The organism is Parapedobacter brassicae (assembly GCF_051400755.1).
Lineage (GTDB): Bacteria > Bacteroidota > Bacteroidia > Sphingobacteriales > Sphingobacteriaceae > Parapedobacter.
Genome location: NZ_JBLFFL010000003.1, coordinates 711,537 through 733,190, shown reverse-complemented (window position 1 = coordinate 733,190; position 21,654 = coordinate 711,537). Strand labels below are relative to the sequence as shown.

The window sequence follows — 21,654 nt, the reverse complement described above, 5'->3', positions numbered from 1 at the left end:
CATGGGATGCGCTGATAAAAATAAAATGATCCGCGAAGGCACAGGGACGTATAACCGTGCATTGGATGCGCTTTCGACTGCGTATGCACGGGTCGACGAACGCACCATCCCGGATATGATGCTGTTTGCCCAGCGGTATGCCGCATTGGTAAAATATGTTGACAAAAGCAATAAGCCACTGGGCACCTGGGAGCGGCTGATGGGCAGCGACATCAGTGTTGCATTGGCCACGCTTGCGGCGCTAGACAATGGAAAGGTCGTTGACTATCAAAAATTATTGTTCAAACGAATCGATGTAGCCATCCGGGCGGGCGATAAGGAAGGTGCCAAGCGGGAGATGAAATCGCTATTTGACTTGTTGGTAGGCATCGTCCAAACTGTCGATAGGCAAGTCGCCTTGCTGGGCGATGAACCGGAGTACCAAGCGTTCATCAAGAACCGGATTTCGGGAAAACTCAACGTACCTTTCTGGAAGCTGATGAACTTCAAAAACCAGTACCCCGAGCTCTTCGCCAATACCCAAGAAATGGATGCCGATGCTCCGGTACCGGTGGCAGATGCTAATGCCGCTTTTTCGTTAGCGTATTTCGCTGAAAGTGACGATGTACTTCCGATCACGATACCGAATACTAGCGTATTGGGTAAGCTCTACTACGTGGCCCACCACAACCTCTTTGCCGGTCAGGTAAAAGCGTTGCTGCATGGGATATCCTTGGTGGTGAAACATGCGGGGCAATTGCTCGAAAAATCTATTCAGACGTATGCTGCCCATGAACCGCACTACGCGCTGTTCCTGGCATTTCTGAAACTTTTTGGCCACGCGCAGGATAGCTTGAATAGCTACGGGCAGCGCCACCTCGATTTCTATTATAAAGATGTGCTTCGGCTTCGTCAAAAGGCCAGTGAACCTGATCAGGCTTACTTGGTATTCGACCTGCAAAAGCATGTCAATCAGCATGTGTTGAAAGCGGGTGTACGTTTCAAAGGCGGTAAAGACAGCAATGGCGATGAACGGCAGTACGCATTGACAGAAGATCTGGTGCTCAACAAAGCGTCGGTAGCGCAGCTTAAAACCACGCAATTGGTTGGCCCGCGGTTGCTGGCGTCTCCGGTGGCGGGCAGTGCGGATGGCATGGGCGCGCCTTTCAGTGGGGACGATCGCAGCTGGTTTGCCTTTGGCGATAAAAAAACGGCCCCCCTAGCGGAGGTGGGATTTGGGATCGCTTCTAACCTGCTTTTTCTCAAGGAAGGCCGGCGCACCATCACCTTGACGTTTACCTTTGACAAGCCAATCCCGGTACCTCCGGCGCTGCCATCCAATACGATCATACGCCTCCCCCTATCCGTTGAGCTGACGGGAGAAAAAGACTGGGTGATGCGGGAAGTAGATGCAGTGACACCGGGAGGGCATACCATGGTGGTGACCATCGAGCTGGACGCTGCCGACCCGGCAATCGTGCCGTATAATGAAAAGCTGCATCAGCAACATTTCGACACCGGATTACCGCTGCTTCGGGTGCATTTCAAGCAACTGAACGCAGCACTCGGCTATCAGGAGTTGAATGGCGGCCGAATTACATCGCTCAAACTGGATGTAGCTGTAGCGGGACTCAAGGATGTGGCCCTGAGTAACGACGGGGGGACGCTCGATAGCGCTAAGCCGTTTAAACCGTTTGGGGATTTTCCAAGGCAGGGAGCTAATTTCAACATCGGCAGCACGGAAATATTCCAGAAAAAACTCACCTCCCTGCAATTGCGTGGACGGATTCCGGCGCCCGTATCCGTGCAGTTTCTCCACGACAACGAATGGAAAGCGGTGGCAGCGCAAGAAAATAGCGACGGGTATGCCATCACGGCGGACAGCCAGGGGCGCCTGTTGGCGCAATCGGCCATGGATTTTTTGCCCAATGAGTACCTGACCATCCACTCGCACGAGGGTATCCTGCGGCTCAAATTAGAAGACGACGGCTACTCCCTTGAAAAGCATATCCAGCAGGTGAATGAAAACCTGAATCAAATCTTGCTGACCATCAATAAGGAGACGGGCAATGAGGAAAACACGTTTCGGGCCTTGAAGATGGCGGCACCGACCGTCGTTGATGAGACAAGTGGCAAAAAGCAAATGATGATGGGTGATACTCCGCCGGTGCTGCATTATGAAATGGGGGATATTAATCTGACGGTAAATAACCTCGAGCAGCTATACCGGCCATATGAAGTGATGAAGATGGAAGGCGTGGAGATACCCTTGCCGCCTACGTTGATGATTGATTCGTTTGCAATAGACTACACCGCATCTGAAGTGCTTTCTTTTTCGGCCGGAGATCGCCTGCATCACTATTATCACCTGCATCCCTTTGGTTATAACCGCGTGTTAGCCCCGTTGCCATCGATTTTTCCGCCTGTGCAAGCTGCTGGCGAATTGTATATCGGGCTGAGTGGCATCAGCTCGCCCGCAACGACGACACTCTTCTTCGAAATGGTAGAAGGCAGCTCAAATCCGCTGAAAGATAGGGCAGAAATTCAATGGAGTTACTTGGATGGCAGCAACACCTGGAAACACCTGGAAGACGGCCATATCAGTGACGGCACAAAGCGCTTTAGCCGGTCGGGCATCGTCACGATCAACCTGCCGCCGGATGCGAGTACCGGGGCGACATTGCTGCCTACTGGGCTACTGTGGATAAAGGCGGCGGTGGCCCAGCATACCGACGCGGTCTGCAAGTTGATTGCTGTGCGCGCACAGGTCGGTATGGTGAAACTGATGCAAGGCGAGGGTGTCGTATACAGGAATGTGCTTCCGGCAAAAACAATCAGCAAGGCGGTATTGACCGACCAGGCGTTGAAACGTATCGAACAGCCAATGGATTCGTTTGGCGGCAGGCTGGAGGAACCGGACACGCACTTCTACATGCGGGCGAGCGAGCGGCTCCGGCATAAGCAGCGCGCCATCAGCCTGTGGGATTATGAGCACATTATACTGGAGAAATTCACCGATATCTATAAGGTGAAATGCATCAACCATGCTGGGTTTTATCCGGGCGCCGTGGAGCAGGTATTTTGTGAGCACCTACCCGGTCACGTGACCATCATCCCGATCCCGCGGTTGAATGGTCGGAACAGCTTCAATCCATTACGGCCTTACACACCGCTTGCGCTGCTGGCGGATATTCAGGAGTACCTGAATACGATCAAAAGCCCCTTTGTATCGGTGCACGTCAAAAATCCGCAGTTTGAGGAACTGGAGCTGGAATTTGAAGTGAAGTTTCATGAACAATTAGACGAAACTTTTTATACCCAGCAGCTCAATCTGGATATCGAGCGCTTCCTCTGCCCCTGGGCGTTTGACGAGGAGGTGACTATTTCCTTTGCAGGGAAGATTGCCAAGAGCACACTGATCAACTTTGTAGACGAACGCCCATACGTCGATTACGTCAGCAGCTTCAAGATGCACCACATCATCAGGGATGATGAGGGCCGTATCAAGACGATGCATACCGACGTGGAGGAGGCATCGGGAGAAAGCGCCAGGTCGGTGCTGGTCTCGCACAGCAGGGATGATAATGGGGTATTGAAAAGGCACCGGATTACCGTGATCCAAAACAGCGTATCATCATGATAGGACAACCGCTTATATCGAAAGACAGGACGCTCATCCCAGCGATGGATTATGAGCTACTCCGTCGTGAGGGACTAAAGCATATCGAAAGCCTTGCCCATCGGCTGTGGACGGATTATAACGTTCATGACCCGGGCATCACCATCCTCGAAGCGCTCTGCTACGCCATTACCGAACTGGGGTATCGCAGCCAGTTCGATATGAAGGAGCTGCTCGCCGGAGCAACTGGACAACCGTTTTATACGGCAAAGCAAATATTGACCGTCAACCCGCTAACCATCCCTGATTACCGGAAATTATTGGTGGATATAGAAGGAGTGAACAACGCATGGTTGCAGCCGAGCCCTGTGCAAGAGGTACCGGTTTATTTCAATCACGACGAAGACGGGCTGCAATTCGCAGCTACCGATGAAGCGATCCGCTTCAATGGACTGTATGATGTACTGCTTGATCTGGAGGTACACGATACATTTGGCGACCTCAACACGGGGGATGTGCTGGTGAGCAACCCTGCATTCAAGTATTCGCCCATGGAAGAGATACCCGCCGGTGAGTTTTATTTGAAGGTGGAGCTGCCCGCGGTCAACCAGGTCGAAGCGACGCTTCTGACAGGGGAATTGGCATCGGCCACGGTGGTGAAGGATACGGCAGTGCCGGAAGGCTTCCTGCTTAAGGCAAGCGCCGACGGGGCGGAACCATTGACGATACCCTTTCGGGTGACGATACCCAAACATCCCGCAGCAGGACGGATCACGAATGAGCACATTTGGCAGCTGCTCAAAAAAGCGCCGTTTGCGCAGGAGATATTCGATATATACCTCAGCAAGATGAAACTGGCCAAAGCCATCTTAGACAACGCTTCGGCACGGTTAAAGGCGCATCGCAACCTATGCGAAGACTTTAAGTCCGTCACGCATATCGAAGCGGAAGAAATCGCGTTTTGCTTTGATGTAGACGTGGCGCCCGGGGCCGATATCGAACAGGTGCAAGCCGAAGTTTTTTTTCTGATCGAGCATTACCTCAATCCGCCTATTCAGTTTTATACGCTTCATGCATTGTTGGACCGAGGGGTGCCTGTTGATGAGATCTTCGACGGTGTGGTGCTCTCACACGGCTTCATCGACAACGCGCAATTGGCCGATACGCAATTGAAACAGACGATCCGCACGTCGGATATCATCAACCTGCTGATGGACGTGCCGGGTGTACAGGGGATACGCAATTTTGTGATGACCAAGTACGATCGAAACGGTCAGCCGGTGCCCGGTACGATAGGACTCCGTTGGTACATGCACATCAGCGCCGGGCACAAGCCTGTGTTGGCCACGGCAACTTCCAAAATACTGTTTTTCAAGAACAATATCCCGTTTTTGGCCAATTATCAAGAAGCACGGGACACCATACTGTTGCTCCATGCGCAACGCAATGCGGTGAAGCTGCAGGCTACGCAAGAAGACCTGCCGGTACCCGATGCCGCACCGCGCGATACAGCGCGCTACTGGCCCGTGCAATATGACCTGCCAACGGTGTATGGTGTGGGTGAACATGGGCTGCCGGCCCATGCAGATGAGCTGCGTCGTGGGCAGCGGCAGCAATTGCGGGGATACTTGCTGTTTTTTGAACAAGTGCTGGCCGATTTCTTTGCGCAATTGACCCACGCAAAAGCGTTGTTTTCGACAAATGACATCAAGCAAACATACTTTGCGCAATATCTTGATCCCATCCACGGAGTGGAAGAAGTGGTAGATGAAGCCCTGAAAACCATTATCACACAAGGGGCCGATATGGCATCAGGCCAGCGGGATTGGAGATGGCTATACGAAAAGCGGATCGATTTTGAAGATCGCCGGGGCCGTTTCCTTGATCACTTGCTGGCCAGGTTTGGCGAATCGTTCAATGACTATGCACTGCTCCTCTACCGGGTGAATTATGAAGAACGGACGGCAGAAAAAATCGAGGCGTCTACCCTCATGCAAGCAAAGATCAACACGCTGAAGCACTATCCGGAAATCAGCCGTGACCGGGCAAAGGCTTATCACTATGCACCGCTGTCGGCCGATGGCCTGCCAGATGAGTCCAAGCTTTGGGATACAGATAATGTATCGGGCTTGGAGAAGCGGGTGGGTTTTCTTACCGGCATAGCAGATATCTCCCGACGGTATCTATACTGCATCAAACAGGTGACGATACATTGTGAGGAAGCGAACATCGGCGATGAGGTGACCTGTACGCATTACTTCGGGTTGACCACGAGGACCGGTACCCGGTTCCAATCGCCGCGATTCCCGACCAAGGCGGAGGCAGAGGCTGCGCTGGCCTCACTTTGGGAGCTGAGCACAGACGCTGGGAATTATACGTATTCGAGTAAAAAGATAAAGCTCAAAAAGGCGAGCAAGGTGATCCTTGAAAGCGAAGAAACCTTTGCCACAAAAAAAATAGCCAATCAGGTCGTCAACACACTCGTGGCCGAAATTACGGCGGGGTGCAATGACCCACTGGGATTTCACCTGGTGGAACATGTCCTGCTGCGCCCGCGCAACACCGCATTTGGACTGATACAAACCTGCCCGGATGATGCAGAATGCCGATGCGGGATGGACGCCTACTCCTACCAGGCATCAGTGATATTGCCTTATTGGCCCGGCCACTTCGACAACATGACGTTCCGGACTTATTTTGAGCAGAAGATACGGGAGGAGGCACCTGCGCATATATTGCTGAAGGTGTGCTGGATCAGCAATGAGCAGATGCGCGTATTCGAGATCGCATACCGGAATTGGGTATCAGCGCTGGCAACGTTTGAATATGCCGGGAGGCAGGAGGCCGACGAGCTACGGGTGGCAAACGATCAATTGGTCGGCATCTTGGGGCAACTCCACAGCGTGTATCCGCAGGCAACGCTGCATGACTGCGAAGAAAGCGATATCGCCAGCAACGTCGTATTACTAGGAAAAACAGTTTTAGGAACATTTACAACATACTGAAATGAAACCAATAGCTTCATATCCCGTCTTTCAGGCCGACCAGGTGTTGACCAACAAGCACCTAAACAATGTCTTGGATTATTTGGACCAACAAGAACGGCTGAGCCGTTTCAGCCTCATCGGCAAAGGTATCGTATGTGGGTTGGAAATCACGTCAAACGCGGCCGGAATATCCGTGTCCGGGGGGTGTGGTATTACTGCGCAGGGATACCTCATCAACCATTGCAGCACACAATATACCCATTATATCCCCTATGGGCCTCCTCAACTGCCGGACAGTCTGTACCTCATTGATAACTGTGATGAGGTACAGCGCGACCTCACACCGCTGTACGGCGTACAGAACGATCTGTGGGAACTGGTACCATCAGGGGCGGCTGCAGCTAACCAACAAGCGTTGGGAAATCTTGACTTGGCCGATTATGTAGTCGTTCTATTAATGGTGGCTACGCAAACCCACTTGAAGAACTGTGATACGAATGATTGCAATGATAAGGGCAGCCGCATGGATTTTGAGGTCAAGCCGCTGCTTGCCAAACGATCGCTTATCGGGCATAAAGAAAAGACCAGCTTCGATGTCATTTCACTGAAGCGATACAATGTATCTGCACAGTCACTGGAGACGCCCGACGAAATACTGGAGGCATTTTATGCGATGACGGATGATGATACATTAGACAAGCTATCACGCAATATTGCCCTCAGTTGGGATGTCTATGCCGGTCCGCTCGGACTGGATGGCTCGAACCCGTTGAAGACACTGGATCTGAAAACGATCAGGCAACAGTTTTCCAGCAACAATGATAATGTGCATCATATCCAATACTTCTATGATTTTGTAGATGATTTGGTCAAGGCCTATGCAGAATTTAAGCGCACCGTAAGCGGTGTGTCCGGCGGATGTTGTCCAGATGAGATGGATTTCCCGTTGCACTTGGTTTTGGGGGCAGCGAACCGCACGACGAAAATAGGTGTGGCAGACGAATACCGCACCTATTTTCGTCCGGCATTGATCATGGAAAATCAGCGGGATACGCTACAGCTGGCGGCAACATTGCTGCAACGGCTGCAAGCCATGGTAGCCGCATTTGATGTCAAACTGCTAAAAAGCCGGCAAAAGATCGTCATCACACCCAACAATCTCGGACGTGCGCCGTTATCGGCGCGGTGCATCCCCTATTACTATCACCATGTAAACCTGTTAGAAAGTTGGAATTATCGCCGCTTATTGGCTGGCGACCAGCAGTATAACCCAGGGTACCATGCTACTGTTGAAGCCGGTTTCCCAGAGGAGGTGTCCAAGCCCCTATACTTCGATACGGAGCGGTATAATGCATTCAGGATTGAGGGGCATATCGGCATGGCATACCAAACGGCACTAGCGGAGATCCAACGGCAGCGGCAAGTATATAACCTGCCGTTCGATATCGTCGCGCTTGATGCAACAGATCTGCTCCAGGTCATACAGGGACAAGATGTGACCTGTATCATCGAAGATTTGGAATCCGACTATAACGTCCTGATCGCGGGGCTGCTCTGCCGTTTGGAGCAGATCTTGAGCTACGTGTCATCGCTGCGCCCCCAAAAGCCGGGTATCTTATTGCCCGATATCGTATTCGACCCGGTATTGGTGAGAAAGGAACCCCTATCGACCATTGTAAACACCATAAAAACAGACTTCAAAACGGGGGAAAAGCCAGCATCGACCGTCAATTACATCAGCAAGCTGGTGCCGACCGAAAAGAAGGATGATAACGATATGCAGTTGGTGGATTTTCTGAAGACTGATCTCAGCGAGTTTTTGATCAAAGATCGGGTAAACTTTGAATACCTGCTGCCCAAGCCCGATTTGCTGTTGGTGTTTTTGCAGGATCTGAACAAGCTATTGCAGTACTTGTTTGAGCATGAACTGACCGATTTCGATGAGCAGGCATACGGCAAACTTTGGGATGCATATGTCAGCACGGTAAAGGAAATCACCGCTTCTACGGCCACATCGAACAATGCGGTATTAAAGGAATACTTTGCGGCAGAAAACTACGGGAACCTATTATTTAAGTGTTCGAATGAGGAGTTATTTGCATTGCTTACGGCGTACCGCGAGCGCCTGAAACGCTATTACGCTGCGGTCAACTTCAACACGTTCTTCCGCAAGCATACCGGCCTGGAGCATAAGGCCGGAGTGCCTAAGGGCGGCACGTTTGTATTGGTCTACTATACACCGGTGCCCACTAAAGAAATCCCATCGCGGGAAGTTGCTGCAGGCCGGACCGTCGCGGGGGTGGCTACCCTTAAGCCAACTCTTAAAATGAGCCGGGCGGTGGATTTGATTAAAGAGCTGGGCTTGAGTCTGGACGACCAACGGCGGCTATTGGATACCATCGGCCGGGAGGAAGAAGTTATGGCGAGCCGACTGAAAATTCCAGCAGGCGTGGTGATTGCGGATTTCTACCTTCCCTATTTGAACAGTAGCAATTGCCCCCCACTGGCCTATATTTTTCAGGAAGCGCCGACCAAGCCGGAGGAACCAGGCGAACCCGAACCTCCGCTGACGGTGACCATCAACATGGACCAGCAAACGTTTTGTGCAAACGATGCAACGACCTATCCGGTCCGCGTTTCACCAGAAGGAGGGCAACTAAGCGTTGATGGCAACGTCAGCCAAGGGCTGACTATCGATCCCTCGGTCGTCGGTGTCGGCATACACGAATTGGTTTATACGGTAGGCGGTGTTTCAGCTAAAATGAATATTGACATAAAGGAGCCTATCGCGGCGGCGTTTGAAATCGAGAAAGCGACCTTCCAAAATGATGGATGGGAAATCAGCTTCAAGTCTGGTATAGGCGATGGCACGGCCTATCAATGGGCCATCAACGGTAAACCAGCCGAGGCACAAGCGGGGCTCACCGCATTGTTTACCTTAAAAGACGGCAAAGCAGAAGTCGGCCTGACGGCACAGAACCCCCCATGCGCGAATAGTGAATTCAAACGGACGTTGAATCTCAATGCAATCACCGTAGACATCTGCGGAATCCGGGATGAGCATCGGTTTGCGGCTGGAGAAGGCATCATCTTGTTGGAGCAGACAGAAGGTGTCAAATCTGACGGGAAGACCATCATCATCCAACCCAAGGCGATATTCGTAAAAGAGATCACGCGGAAGGTGATTACCTATTATTATCCGCAAGAGGATGGTTATGTCTTTGTGGCCGCCACATTGACATTAGTTGATGCAGCCTTTAGCGTCAGCTTCACTACGGTCGATGGCGGCCGTATCCAAGTGGGGCTAAGCGCCCTGAACGTAGGATCTGGGGTGTCTACTTGGCTCCTCAACGACAGCGAAACCAAAACACAGTTCGCATTGACAGCTGAAGAATTAAAACGGATGCAGGCATTGGTTGTTGTTCATGCAGCCAAGCATAGCGACCAAGGTTGCAGTGATGAACGTAAGCTTCAACTATCCGCTGAGCAGATCATGCAGGGGCTTAAGGAAAACAATAACCGATTTGTCGTAACGGCATAACAACATGGCCAATCGCAACCATATTGTCCACAAACAATGCATCGAAATGGCGTTTTCAGACATGACGGACACTCATGGTCTGCCACAGCGGATCGGGGAGCTTTTCAGCGAAAAGATCCAGCCCGGCATGCAGCGGCTCTTTGATCGCTATTGTGCGGATGCCTACGCGGTGTCCCTGGAACAATTAGAGGTCGATTGTGGTTCGTTGCCCTTTGACCGTTGGGAAGAAGCCTTCGTGGAGAGCGCCCTGCACAGCCTGGAGGAGCAGCTGCGGAGCATCGCAGCGCAAAAGGTGCACTATTCGAACCATTTGCGGCGAAGCGCCGGAAGGGCATGGCTGTTTTTTTTAGAACAGGGGCATTTTTCTTGGGATAGCCCGGCGGATCGAATGGCCGAACTGGAGCCGCTGCTGAAATGGGATGAGGCGCTTATTGAGCAGTCTTTCCGGCTGTTTGGCCGGACTCCCCATGCGCTACGCCGGCTGATGACGACCTGTACACCCAAGTTTCGCGCTGGTTTTATTACCCAGGTCATGCGCTGCGTCGGTGGTCCGGTAACGGAGCTTTTTGGGGCATTGCCATCTACCGTGCGAAGTAGCTCATGGTTTCAGGAGACTGTTTTAGCGGCCATATCTCAATGTCGAGCGACCCACGGCCCACGGCGATACGAAGCGTTTGCAATCTTGTTGCCGCAGCTGTTCGAACGGGGAGGTGCTTCGGTCAATGGGCTGGCTAGCGATGGGCGGCCGACGGGCGCGTGGCTGACCGATGCGGCCACGGCGGTGTTGGTCAAGCAGCTGCCTGCGCTGACATCCAAGCTGAATGGGCCACGGTGGCAGCCACTACTCACCCAAGTCGCCGCTAGTATACAGCCAACCCGTCCTGATCTGGCGGAGAAACTCAAAGCGTCAATCCGCAGTGCGGCAACAGGGCCGGAGGCCACCGGCGGCAATAAGCGACTAATGGATCAAGAGCCGGTATATAACAACATGATCGCTGGCGGACCGATGGGTAGCGATGCCACTGGCGGTGCGGTAATGACCAAAACACCGGAGGAGCAGGAAGAATACGATATTTATATCAACAATGCCGGACTCGTGTTGCTACATCCTTATATCGCATCGCTATTAGAAGCTACTGGGTTGACTAAGGACCATGCATTTGCAGCGGATGGCGGCGTGGCATCGGCCGTGCTGCTGCTCCAGTACCTGATTACAGGAGAGGAGCAGCCGGATGAATCCATACTGCCCCTCAACAAAATCTTGTGCGGCCTCTCCCCACAAACGGTGGTGGATGTTGGGCGGCCGCTGCACCCCCAATGGAAAGCCGAAGGGGAGGAACTGTTACAAGCGGTGACTGCGCATTGGAAAGCGCTGAAAAACACCAGTATCGAAGGGCTGCGAGAGACCTTTTTGCGGCGACCGGGGAAGGTGCGGCATGCACCAAACGGATGGCAGTTGCACATCGAAGTGAAAACAGTTGATGTGCTGCTCAACAGTCTCCCGTGGGGGATGAGCATCGTCCGGCTGCCGTGGATGGACGAATTGCTATACGTAAGCTGGATATGATTGGTTAACCTCAAAAACATACGATTATGATACGGTTGCAACTTAATTCACAAGGCAATGCCGTTGAGCTGCTACAGGAATTGCTCAACGAATTTGGATTTGACCTCACGGTAGATGGCCATTTCGGCGACACTACAGACCGAGCGGTGCGGCAATTTCAGCAGGAAAACGAACTGGTGAGCGATGGCATTGTCTTTACCAAGACCTGGACCAAGCTCATCACCGGCGTGCCGATCGACCTCAGCGTTATGGAATCGAAATACCTGAAGGAATCCGATATCACCAACCTCGCCGATCGACTCGGTCTGGACGTTGCGGTGGTCAAGGCCGTCAATGAAGTCGAAAGCAGCGGCAGGGGGTTCAATGCCGACGGTAATCCCAAAATACTGTTTGAGGGGCATGTCTTCTGGCGGGAACTCAAAGACCGGGGCATTGACCCCCGTCAATACCTCACCGGCAATGAAAATGTGTTATACAACACCTGGACCAAGCAACACTACAAAGGGGGCAAAGGCGAATACGAGCGGCTTGAAAAGGCCATCAATATCGCAGGCGACAACAGCAAGGTGGCTGAGGCCGCCTATGCCTCGGCCTCATGGGGACTATTCCAGATCATGGGCTTTCACTACAAGGCGCTGGGATATGCCAACATCCTTGAATTTGTCGGCGCCATGCAGCTCAACGAAGGGCAGCATTTAGAGGCATTCGGGCGTTTCCTGGAGGTAAATGGATTAGTATCGTTGCTGAAAGACAAGCAGTGGGCGGCATTTGCAAAACGGTACAACGGTGCGCAATATGCCGAAAATCAGTACGATGTAAAGCTCAAAGCCGCTTATGATAAGCACGCCGCCGCCGAGCGGCCCGTACCAACGGGAGAACTTCCGGCGACGGTGCTCCGAAAAGGCGATTCTGGCGCAGCGGTGCGGGAGCTGCAAACCCTGTTGAAGGAACTGGACTACCCCGTAGAGGTCACCGGGGTTTTCGATGCAAAAACGGATAAGGCAGTCAAAAGCTTCCAAAGTGCCCACCTGGATAAGCACCAGCAACCGCTCACGGTAGATGGCGTAGTGGGCGCCCTCACCTGGTGGGCAATGCAAAACCCCCGCCCTAAGGTGACACAAGGAGTGATCGACTACCGTGTCATGCCGGCCATCGTACATGGGGAGAGTGCGCTGGGGCGCAAAGCCCTGCAAGCCGCCATTCAGGAGCTCAAGGCAGGAGCCGGGGAAGTGGGCGGCAACAACCGCGGGCCTTGGGTGGCCAAATACTTGGCCCCAGCCGGCTTGCCCGAAGGGTATGCCTGGTGTGCAGCCTTCGTGAGCTGGTGTTTCTTGCAGGCGGTTGACGGGCAGCAGCACCGCATGCCATTTCAGTATACTGCGGGTGCCCGTAATCTCTTCAACCAGTTGAAGCAAAAGGGATGGTCTTTTGCCGGTGAGGATGACAGGCAGCCCAAACCCGGCGATATCGTCTGCTGGTGGCGCAATACCATGGCCTCCGGGTTGGGGCACATCGGTCTCGTGCACCATGTTGAAGATGGATTCCTCTACACCATAGAGGGCAATAAGGCTGCGAATGTAGCTGGGTTTTCCTATGTGAAGACACGGATGGATAAGCTGTTGGGCTATGCCCGGATATTCGAAGCTTGATGATAAGACCCTATATATCATAAACAATCATGTTGAATACCAAAATACCGCAAACGAAACCAACTGGTGCCACAGCAGGTAAGGGTGTGTTTTTCCAACCCAAGCTCACTGTCAGCGCTCCGAACGACCGTTATGAGCAGGAAGCCGATGCCATGGCCGACCGGGTGATGCGGATGGCGGGGCCGCTATCGGGAGACGCCCGTTTTTTGAGCCCTGCGGTTACGCCTGTGCAACGCAAATGCAAGCATTGCGAGGAAGAGGAAAAGCGACAACAACTGCAAACGGGGGAGCGTGTGCAGCGTAAATGTGCGAAATGCGAGGAAGAAGAACACGTCCATCGCAAAGAAAATGGCACCGCTGCACCACAAGTGGATGAAGGCTTCGAAAACTATGTATCCTCGCTGGGCGGGCGGGGACAAGCTTTGCCCCAGGCCGAGCGGAGTTTCTTCGAATCCCGCTTCAACCGCGATTTTTCGAATGTACGCATCCACGCGGATGGCGGCGCGGCACAATCGGCACAGCGCATCAACGCACGGGCCTACACCACCGGAGACAACATCGTGTTCAACGCCGGACAATACCAGCCCGGGTCGGAGCACGGCCGACGGTTGTTAGCACATGAACTCACGCATGTGGTGCAGCAGGGAGGAGACGGAGGATTGGCAGAAGACCTTTATGCTGAAAGAGGAATTGGCGGGCAGATTGTCCAGTGCGATTTGGCAATAGAACCGCCCAATCCCGATGAGGAACCCGTAGCGCTCACAGCCGAGGAAATCAATGAAGCAATCGCTTATAATGAACGTAGGTTTCATGATCCATATAATATCATGAATGTACGCGATGTGCTGGGTATTCCTAAGTATCCGGCCGTTATTGATGCCGATTTCGTTGAAGCATTGGTAGCCTGGCAGGTCATGTACGATTTGGATCCAGACGGTAAGATGGGAGCCGAAACCACAGGCACACTGCTGGCGGAATTGAGGGCAGAGGGAGCTGATGAAGAAGCGGACACGCTGGATGTGGACAATGTGGTGACCACCGTTGATGTCGTGCCGCGTACCTATGAGGTATGTGCGCCCGGTTTGCCTTTTGAATTCAATTGGCAGGTTGCGTTCCGGACGACACTCCGAAATGGATTTATTATTCAACGGATAGACAACGCGTTCAACGGACAGATGTGCGATGGCACAGCCTATACGGGTTGGATGCCCATTAGAAGATACTGGGAGGCTTGGCGGGTAGATGGTTTAGGAAACGTAAGACCGATGATTTCGGGTGTAAACGATATGTTTACCCGTCCGCTTTTGCCGGGATCAATGGGCACATGGGAAATGCGTGGAACAATCTACACCACAAAGACATTACCCGCCGCCTTTGTAGCCGGAAGCGTGGCAGATGCAGGGATTCTGAGGGCTACACTCGCAGATCCGGGCGATGACTTTTTAGGATATGTGGCTGCTCGCAGAAGAGTAGGCGGAAGATGGGGTTGTTGTGCTCCCCCTGCTGTACACAATCCTGCGTGATAACGTCATGAAGCCAGCCTTTGTATTATAAATATAGTTTAATAATAGCAGCGATGACAAATTGGGAACAACTTACCGATGGTTTGCAACTTCATGAGGTTGCCATGTTTGCCTTCGGTGCGCTTCTTTTCATGGTTTTGCTTTTTCTTGTCGTGCTGTTTGCGCTACGGAAAAGGCCACTAAAGCCGCTGTTGCTATTTTTCACTATCCCTGTTGTGATGCTTGGCTGGCCATCCGTCGCCAAGATCCAGATCAATGCGGCCGGCGTTGCGCTGGAAAACAATTTGCGCAACTATCAGACGGATCCGGCAGATCAGGAAAACCAAAAGGCGTTGGAGGCCAACATCGAAGTGTTGGAAACCAGTGGAGTGCAAAATCCCGAGTCTTTGATGAACATTGCCAGGGGCAAGTACCTATTGGGGAAAGATAGGGAAGCCCTGCAAACCATCGATAAGATTCCGGATGAGGCAAAAGCCAAAGTTGGGGCCGACGAGTTGAAAAGCACCATTACCGTCACGCAGGATATCCAACGGAAGCTGCAGCAGGCAACACAAATGCCCACAACCGATAACTTGGAGATTTTGCGTATTTCTAAAGACCGCTTGGTCAATGATGCCGCCAATAATGTGCGGCTGCGCCGGTATGTCACGCGGTCTGATTCATTGATTCAAAACGCGGACGGACCATGAATATGCTTGCCCAGACTTCAGCCAATAAAGTCGGCCAAAAGACGGGGAGCAAATCGAAAACAGGAGATAATAGCCCTTTTTTTCAACCCAAGCTCACTGTCAATGCTCTAAACGGCCGTTATGAGCAGCAAACCGGTGGCGTGCGCCGCAGATCAATTCAGCGGACACCTGATACACAGACCGGGTCAACGTCGATACTTTGGGACGTCGTAGAGGTGATCCCAGCGTGCCCACCCCGTGCACGGCTGCTCAACACGGCGGTTAGTGCGTACGAAATAGATCAAGAGTTGTATGGAGGGCAGGGTATCGACGTGTCATTGTCGGAGGATTTTACATTTGACGTGTACTACGATTATCTGCTGCCCGATTGGAAGGGCAGGTTCAAGGGCTGCGTTGCCGAGCAGGAGGAGGAGATACCTGCCGAACAACAGGTTTGCCGTGCTGACACCGAATATGTCGGAAACAGCGAGATGACTCCCGGTGAGGTTACCGCGCCCAAGGGAATCAGGCTGCATACCACGCCAGACGTGGCCGATTGTGACTATGTGGGTAAAATCGGCATAGCAGCCAAGGTTTTTAAGAAGGGTACCGAACTGGTTATGATTGCCAGGGGCAATGTCGATAACGTTGGTTGGGTCAAAATTCAGATCGGCAGCGATCAGTATGAAGGGTGGATACAGGAACAATTTGTCAAGCGGGTATCAGAAAAGGATAAGACAAAGGATGCGGTAACCTTATTAACCTATACGACAAAGCCTGGAGACATGCTGGAGCCATTGGTGAAGGAGATTTACAAGGAATACCCCTACACTACGGGCAATGACAGGCGCACCATTGTACACGCGTTTTCCATTTTAAATGAAGGGAATCCGGCTATTTATTTCGAGGGAGACACCGGATCGTGGAAAGATATATTTGATTCGGATTTTGCTAAATCAAGGGACATCTATAAAACCATCAAGTTATATGCCGGCCGCGAAATCCGCTTCCCCACGGTGGCTTACATCGATTATTTGCGTGCCGAGGGTCAAGTGGGTGTGCGCCCAGAATGGAAAAATACGGCAATCACGTTTGCCCGCAGTATTGAAGGGTTTCTGGAAGGAATTGTTACTGGATTCTTCAAGGCCGCATGGGATACCATTAAAGGGCTGTGGGATCTCATCAAAAGCATTGTTACCGGCGAACTGCTCAATCAGGCATATGAGTTATACAAGCAAATCAAAGAAAATGGGTGGTCCGTGATCTGGGAGATGATCAAAGGCTTTGCTGAAGGTATCGTTAAGGATTTCAAGGCGGCCTGGAATAATCCCAATCCCTACCAGAAATGGAAATTCTTTGGTGAAATCGTGGGCATGCTGGTATTCGAAATCGTGATTATGTTCTTCACCGCTGGCGCAGGTGCGGCAAGGCATGTGGGAAAAGTAAATAAGGTATTGGACGCGCTGCCCGCACTGAAAAAGATCATGACCAAAGTAGGACCAAAGTTGGATAATGTGCCCGCTAAAGGCAAGATCGATTTGCCCAAATTAGGCAAGGTGGAGAAAAAAATAGACGACTTGGGAGAAATGACAGGCGAAACCCGGAAGATGCTGCGGGATCCGGCAAAGGCACCTGTGCTGGATTCGCTGACGGATAGTAAGCGCGCGGCAAAGGCGCTGAAAAAATGTGCATCACCTTGTTATAAGGATTTTTTGTCATCTAAGCAAATTAATGAGGTGGAAGGCCTGCTAAGTAAAGCGGAGGCAAATCACATTAATATTGACTATGACAAGCTGCGAAACTATTTTCATCAGGCCACGGATTCAAAAGACTTAGATAGAAAAATAGAACTGCTTCGAAAAGAGTATGACGGCTTGGCTGTCGATGCGCCCGGCGGCGGACCGGCTAAAGCCGCTAACGCGAAGAAGACACCATTTGAGAACGACCCCGACTTTCATGAAGGCTTTGCGAATGACAGCAATGTGCCAGGAGCAAAGGGCGAGACCTTGGATGATCTAAATGCGGAAAATAAGGGGATCAACGACCGGAACGCTCAGGGAGCCGGGATGTTTAACTTGGATAAACACCATGTATTCCCACAGGAAATGCGTGCATGGTTCGAGAAACGGGGAATGAAGGGGAATAACGATATTGATAATTTTACCGTAAAACTTGACAAAGCTGAACATCAGGCTCAACACGGCGGCGGGGATTGGAAATTGGCAAGGAAGCAATGGGCGGATGAATACAATAAGCTGATCGTCAAACGGCTAAAAGATGCCGAAGCAGCGAAGAAAGCTAAGCTCAAAAAGCCATCTGCATTGCTTGACGTTGAGGAGATTAAGGCAATCGTTTATAAGACCATGGAAGAACGGGGTATTCCTAAGGCGTTTGTTAAATATAAAGAATAAGGACCAATAAGTTGACTTAATGGATATGAAAACCGATATACGTGCAATCTGTAACAGGTCAAAAAAGCTCGAAAAACTGCTTTGGGAAAGACTCGGTGTGTTGCTTCTAAGCGGCCATACACCACATGCCCCTGGAGAGGACATGGAGGAGGAGCCTGATTTTATTATTTATCCCGGTATCTCGGCATCAGAAGAACTTTTATTGCTGTCAGTTATTATGCCTTATCTCCAGCCCGCCTTCTATGATCGCATCATCCAGGAATTTCTGCCCAATGGTGGCGACATCATCGAATTGGGTGGAGTAAAAAATGCAGGCAACCACCGGGGTTTCCTGCCTACGGGTGAAACGGCATTATTTATCATCGCCGGAGACGACTTGGAAAAACGGCTGGAAATCCAGCGCTTGCTGATGGGCGAAAGCAGACTGGTGAGGGATGGTATTTTATACCTGGAGCCGGTGAAAGAAGGCGAACCGCCCATGAGCGGTCGATTGGTTATTGCGCAGGAGTGGCTGTTCAAATTGCTGCTGGGCAAAGAGCAGCCGCCGGCTTTTGGGCCGGATTTTCCGGCCAAGCGGGTAAGCACGTTGCTCGATTGGGAGCACCTGGTGATTGCCGATAAAACGCGTGATCAACTGGATGATATCAAAACTTGGCTCCGGTTTAATACGGCACTGATTAACCAGTGGGCGCTGCAGAAGGTCATCAAACCCGGATACCGGGCGTTGTTCTATGGGCCTCCGGGCACGGGGAAAACACTGACGGCCACCTTGCTGGGCAAGGAGTTTGATCGCGAGGTCTTCCGCATCGACCTGTCACAGGTGGTATCTAAATACATCGGCGAGACGGAAAAGAATCTCGAGAAGGTTTTTCAGCGTGCCGAAAACCGTGATAGGATATTGTTTTTCGATGAAGCCGATGCCTTATTCGGCAAGCGCTCCAATGTGCAGAGTGCGCATGACCGGTATGCCAATCAAGAGGTCTCCTATCTGTTGCAGCGGGTGGAAGATTTCCCTGGGTTGGTCATCCTGGCGTCCAATTTCAAGAACAACATCGATAAAGCATTCGTCCGCCGGTTCAATGCCATCATTCATTTCCCCGTGCCAACGGTCGCTGAGCGCCTCAAACTCTGGCAAACCATCCTGCCTGCAAAAGCAGGGTTGGGCAATGGTGCCTTGCTCCGGGAAATGGCCGAAAGGTATGAGCTGAGCGGTTCATCCATCGTGCAGGCGGTGCATTATGCTTCGCTGAAAGCGTTTTCCCGTCAAAATGGCGGCATGGATAAGGAAGACATCCTCGGGGGTATCCGCAGGGAATTTGACAAGGAAGATCGGGTGTTCAAATAGGCTTATTCTTCGGGTTTATCTTTCTTGACGCCCGTGGTGCCGGGTTTGAACCGGGGTTTGAAACCCATGGGCTTGGCAGGTGGGGCGGCTTTTTCCGTGGTTTCATCTGGTACCGAGGGCTCGTTGGATGCCGATATCTCGCCATCGTTGGTTGCTGGCTTTTGCTCGTCAGCCGGTTTTTCCTCATCAGCTTTCGCCGGTGGCGTCACGCCTGCCTTAAACCGTGGTTTGAAACCTGTGGGTGGAGGAGCTGCTTTCTTCGCCGTTTCTTCCAAGGATGCGTTGGCCTCGGCCGGACGTTCCCCAGGTAGGTCGGATGCCTGAGCAGGTTTGGTTGTCGCGGCCTTAAACCGTGGTTTGAACCCCGAAGGGCTCATCGAAGATAATCCCGTCGGTTTTGCCGTCGTCGTGGTAGGCATAGGGGTATCACTTTTCGGTGCGGGGTCAGGTGCCGTCTTCGTAACCACAGGCGGTTCTACTTCCTCCAATAGGTAGTCTTTGCGTAGCCGGTTGAACCAGTATTTTTTGGTATGGTCAAAACTTTTTTCACCCATTTGGCTGTAATGGCTGCGGAATTCTTCGTACAAATCGGGTTTGGCGCGTTGCAGTTGCGCCAGATCGATTCGCTTTTTAGCAAAAAATTCCTCAAACGTCATTAGGCCATGTTGTGGTATACCGCCTGCACATCGTCATCTTCCTCGATCTTGTCGATGAGCTTCAGCACGTCAGCGGCGTCTTCCTCGGACACATCGGTGCTTGATAGGGCAATGCGTTCCAAATTAGCACTCTTCACTTCGATACCCTTTTCCTCGAGTAGCCGCTGCATATTGCCGAAGTCCTCGAAAGACGTTTGTGCAACGACGATATCGTTTCCTTCTTCATCGGCTTCTACGTAGAGCTCTTCCAAGCCACCATCAATGAGCTCGAGTTCCAGTTCTTCCAAATCCACCTCTTCGGCCGCGTTAAAACGGAAAATCGATTTGCGTTGAAAAATGAAGTCAAGGGAACCGGTTTTGCCCAGTGTGCCGCCTGATTTGCTGAAATAACTGCGGATATTGGCTACTGTCCGGTTGGTATTGTCGGTGGCAGTTTCGATCAGGATGGGTACACCATGCGGACCATATCCTTCGTATACGTGCTCTTCATATCCTTTGGCGTCCTTGTCTGATGCCCTTTTGATCGCCGCTTCGATGCGGTCCTTGGGCATGTTTACGGCCTTGGCGTTCTGAATGGCGGTGCGGAGCCGCGAGTTTCCCTCCGGATTAGGTCCGCCTTCTTTGACCGATATCGCGATTTCCTTGCCCAAACGGGTGAATTGCACGGCCATTTTTGCCCAACGCTTGAATTTGCGCTCTTTCCTGAATTCAAATGCTCTTCCCATCTTCTATTTGTATATTGTCTTTAAGGTTTGCGATCATGTCTGCGGTGATATCGGTTAAATCAAATCGAGGTGCCCATCCCCAGTCTTGCCTCGCTTCCGTATCGTCAATGCTATTGGGCCAACCATCGGCAATGGCTTGGCGGGGGTCATGGTCTTCATAGGCGATGGTAAACCCCGGCAGTCGCTTGCTGATTTCGGCAGCCAGCATGGCAGGTGTAAAACTGACGCCCGTGATATTATAGCTTGAGCGTATGCGGAGGGCATCGGCCGGCGCGTCCATCAACGCGAGCGTACCCTGGATGGCATCGTCCATATACAGCATTGGCAAGGCGGTATCGGCAGATAAGAAACAGGTATAGGTATGGTGCTTTAAGGCCTCGTAGAAAATGTGTATCGCATAGTCCGTGGTCCCTCCCCCCGGGGCCGCTTTCCAGCTGATGATACCCGGATACCGAATACTCCGAACATCCAGCCCATAGCGGTTATGATAGTATTCACATATACGCTCACCAGACAATTTGCTGATGCCATAGACCGTATTGGGGTCCATAGTGGTATACTGCGGCGTATCGATCTTAGGTGAATGGGGTCCGAATACGGCAATCGAGCTGGGCCAAAATACTTTTTGGACACCATATTCAAGCGAAAGGTCCAGCACGTTCAATAAACCATTGACATTCAAGTCCCACGCTTGCCGGGGGTATTTTTCGCCCGTGGCCGAAAGCATGGCCGCCAACAGGTATACTTGCGTGGGGCGGTATCGGGTAAACAGCACATGCAAGGCTTTCCGGTCCAACACGTCAATGGTTTCGAACGGTGCATCTGCATCCGGTATTTGCGGGGGGCGTATATCGGAACAAATGACCTGCTGCGTCCCATACCTTGTGCGCAGGGCAATGGCCAACTCGGTCCCAATCTGACCATTTGAGCCGATGATAATTATCCGTTCTTCCATTGCGTGCAAACTTAGCAAAAATTTCACTC

Annotated in this window: 12 protein-coding genes; 9 read left to right on the top strand and 3 right to left on the bottom strand. The window is 51.9% G+C overall.

Features of this window, described 5'->3' with window-relative positions:
- Position 1 precedes the first annotated feature (1 nt).
- The 9 genes from ACMGDE_RS12380 to ACMGDE_RS12340 are packed head-to-tail and all read left to right on the top strand — an operon-like array spanning position 2 to position 19,289.
- Positions 2-3,619 carry a baseplate J/gp47 family protein gene (locus ACMGDE_RS12380; RefSeq protein WP_436833098.1) on the top strand — a complete coding sequence of 1,206 codons (3,618 nt, stop codon included), beginning with the start codon at positions 2-4 and terminating at the stop codon, positions 3,617-3,619.
- Positions 3,616-6,603, top strand: a complete 2,988-nt coding sequence (locus ACMGDE_RS12375; protein WP_436833097.1) for a baseplate wedge protein — start codon at positions 3,616-3,618, stop codon at positions 6,601-6,603. Before ACMGDE_RS12380 ends, ACMGDE_RS12375 begins: the two co-directional genes overlap by 4 nt.
- A gap of 1 nt (position 6,604) precedes the next feature.
- Positions 6,605-10,126, top strand: a complete 3,522-nt coding sequence (locus ACMGDE_RS12370) for a hypothetical protein (RefSeq protein WP_436833096.1) — start codon at positions 6,605-6,607, stop codon at positions 10,124-10,126.
- 4 nt (positions 10,127-10,130) lie between these two features.
- Positions 10,131-11,693 (top strand): contractile injection system tape measure protein, encoded by a 1,563-nt coding sequence (locus tag ACMGDE_RS12365; protein WP_436833095.1) that lies wholly within the window; start codon positions 10,131-10,133, stop codon positions 11,691-11,693.
- 26 nt (positions 11,694-11,719) lie between these two features.
- On the top strand, positions 11,720-13,342 hold the full coding sequence (locus tag ACMGDE_RS12360) for an N-acetylmuramidase domain-containing protein (protein ID WP_436833094.1): 1,623 nt from the start codon (positions 11,720-11,722) through the stop codon (positions 13,340-13,342).
- A gap of 29 nt (positions 13,343-13,371) precedes the next feature.
- A complete protein-coding gene (locus tag ACMGDE_RS12355; RefSeq protein WP_436833093.1) occupies positions 13,372-14,865 on the top strand; it encodes an eCIS core domain-containing protein in 1,494 nt (497 codons plus the stop codon).
- Positions 14,866-14,918: 53 nt separating this feature from the next.
- Positions 14,919-15,554, top strand: a complete 636-nt coding sequence (locus ACMGDE_RS12350) for a hypothetical protein (RefSeq protein ID WP_436833092.1) — start codon at positions 14,919-14,921, stop codon at positions 15,552-15,554.
- Positions 15,551-17,944: a DUF2380 domain-containing protein gene (locus ACMGDE_RS12345; RefSeq protein WP_436833091.1), complete on the top strand. Its 2,394-nt coding sequence runs from the start codon at positions 15,551-15,553 to the stop codon at positions 17,942-17,944. The genes ACMGDE_RS12350 and ACMGDE_RS12345 overlap by 4 nt, the downstream gene beginning before the upstream one ends.
- A gap of 19 nt (positions 17,945-17,963) precedes the next feature.
- Positions 17,964-19,289 (top strand): ATP-binding protein, encoded by a 1,326-nt coding sequence (locus ACMGDE_RS12340; protein ID WP_436833090.1) that lies wholly within the window; start codon positions 17,964-17,966, stop codon positions 19,287-19,289.
- Positions 19,290-19,291: 2 nt separating this feature from the next.
- Here the strand turns inward: ACMGDE_RS12340 and ACMGDE_RS12335 are convergent, their stop codons facing one another.
- Genes ACMGDE_RS12335 through ACMGDE_RS12325 form a run of 3 tightly spaced genes read right to left on the bottom strand, consistent with a single transcriptional unit; the run spans position 19,292 to position 21,625 of the window.
- Positions 19,292-19,945, bottom strand: coding sequence for a hypothetical protein (locus ACMGDE_RS12335; RefSeq protein WP_436833089.1), 654 nt, complete (start codon positions 19,943-19,945; stop codon positions 19,292-19,294).
- Positions 19,945-20,670, bottom strand: a complete 726-nt coding sequence (locus ACMGDE_RS12330; RefSeq protein ID WP_436833088.1) for a YebC/PmpR family DNA-binding transcriptional regulator — start codon at positions 20,668-20,670, stop codon at positions 19,945-19,947. Before ACMGDE_RS12330 ends, ACMGDE_RS12335 begins: the two co-directional genes overlap by 1 nt.
- The gene (locus ACMGDE_RS12325) at positions 20,654-21,625 is read right to left on the bottom strand and encodes an NAD-dependent epimerase/dehydratase family protein (protein ID WP_436833087.1); all 972 of its coding nucleotides are present in this window, start codon (positions 21,623-21,625) and stop codon (positions 20,654-20,656) included. The genes ACMGDE_RS12330 and ACMGDE_RS12325 overlap by 17 nt, the downstream gene beginning before the upstream one ends.
- Positions 21,626-21,654: the final 29 nt, after the last annotated feature.

What these genes read in the sequence shown, in the direction of transcription:
- ACMGDE_RS12350 (WP_436833092.1), top strand. Translation starts at nt 14,919, where the DNA reads ATGACAAATTGGGAACAACTTACCGATGGTTTGCAACTTCATGAGGTT.
- ACMGDE_RS12360 (WP_436833094.1), top strand. Translation starts at nt 11,720, where the DNA reads ATGATACGGTTGCAACTTAATTCACAAGGCAATGCCGTTGAGCTGCTA.
- ACMGDE_RS12345 (WP_436833091.1), top strand. Translation starts at nt 15,551, where the DNA reads ATGAATATGCTTGCCCAGACTTCAGCCAATAAAGTCGGCCAAAAGACG.
- ACMGDE_RS12380 (WP_436833098.1), top strand. Translation starts at nt 2, where the DNA reads ATGGGATGCGCTGATAAAAATAAAATGATCCGCGAAGGCACAGGGACG.
- ACMGDE_RS12340 (WP_436833090.1), top strand. Translation starts at nt 17,964, where the DNA reads ATGGATATGAAAACCGATATACGTGCAATCTGTAACAGGTCAAAAAAG.
- ACMGDE_RS12370 (WP_436833096.1), top strand. Translation starts at nt 6,605, where the DNA reads ATGAAACCAATAGCTTCATATCCCGTCTTTCAGGCCGACCAGGTGTTG.
- ACMGDE_RS12330 (WP_436833088.1), bottom strand. Translation starts at nt 20,670, where the DNA reads ATGGGAAGAGCATTTGAATTCAGGAAAGAGCGCAAATTCAAGCGTTGG.
- ACMGDE_RS12335 (WP_436833089.1), bottom strand. Translation starts at nt 19,945, where the DNA reads ATGACGTTTGAGGAATTTTTTGCTAAAAAGCGAATCGATCTGGCGCAA.
- ACMGDE_RS12365 (WP_436833095.1), top strand. Translation starts at nt 10,131, where the DNA reads ATGGCCAATCGCAACCATATTGTCCACAAACAATGCATCGAAATGGCG.
- ACMGDE_RS12325 (WP_436833087.1), bottom strand. Translation starts at nt 21,625, where the DNA reads ATGGAAGAACGGATAATTATCATCGGCTCAAATGGTCAGATTGGGACC.
- ACMGDE_RS12355 (WP_436833093.1), top strand. Translation starts at nt 13,372, where the DNA reads ATGTTGAATACCAAAATACCGCAAACGAAACCAACTGGTGCCACAGCA.
- ACMGDE_RS12375 (WP_436833097.1), top strand. Translation starts at nt 3,616, where the DNA reads ATGATAGGACAACCGCTTATATCGAAAGACAGGACGCTCATCCCAGCG.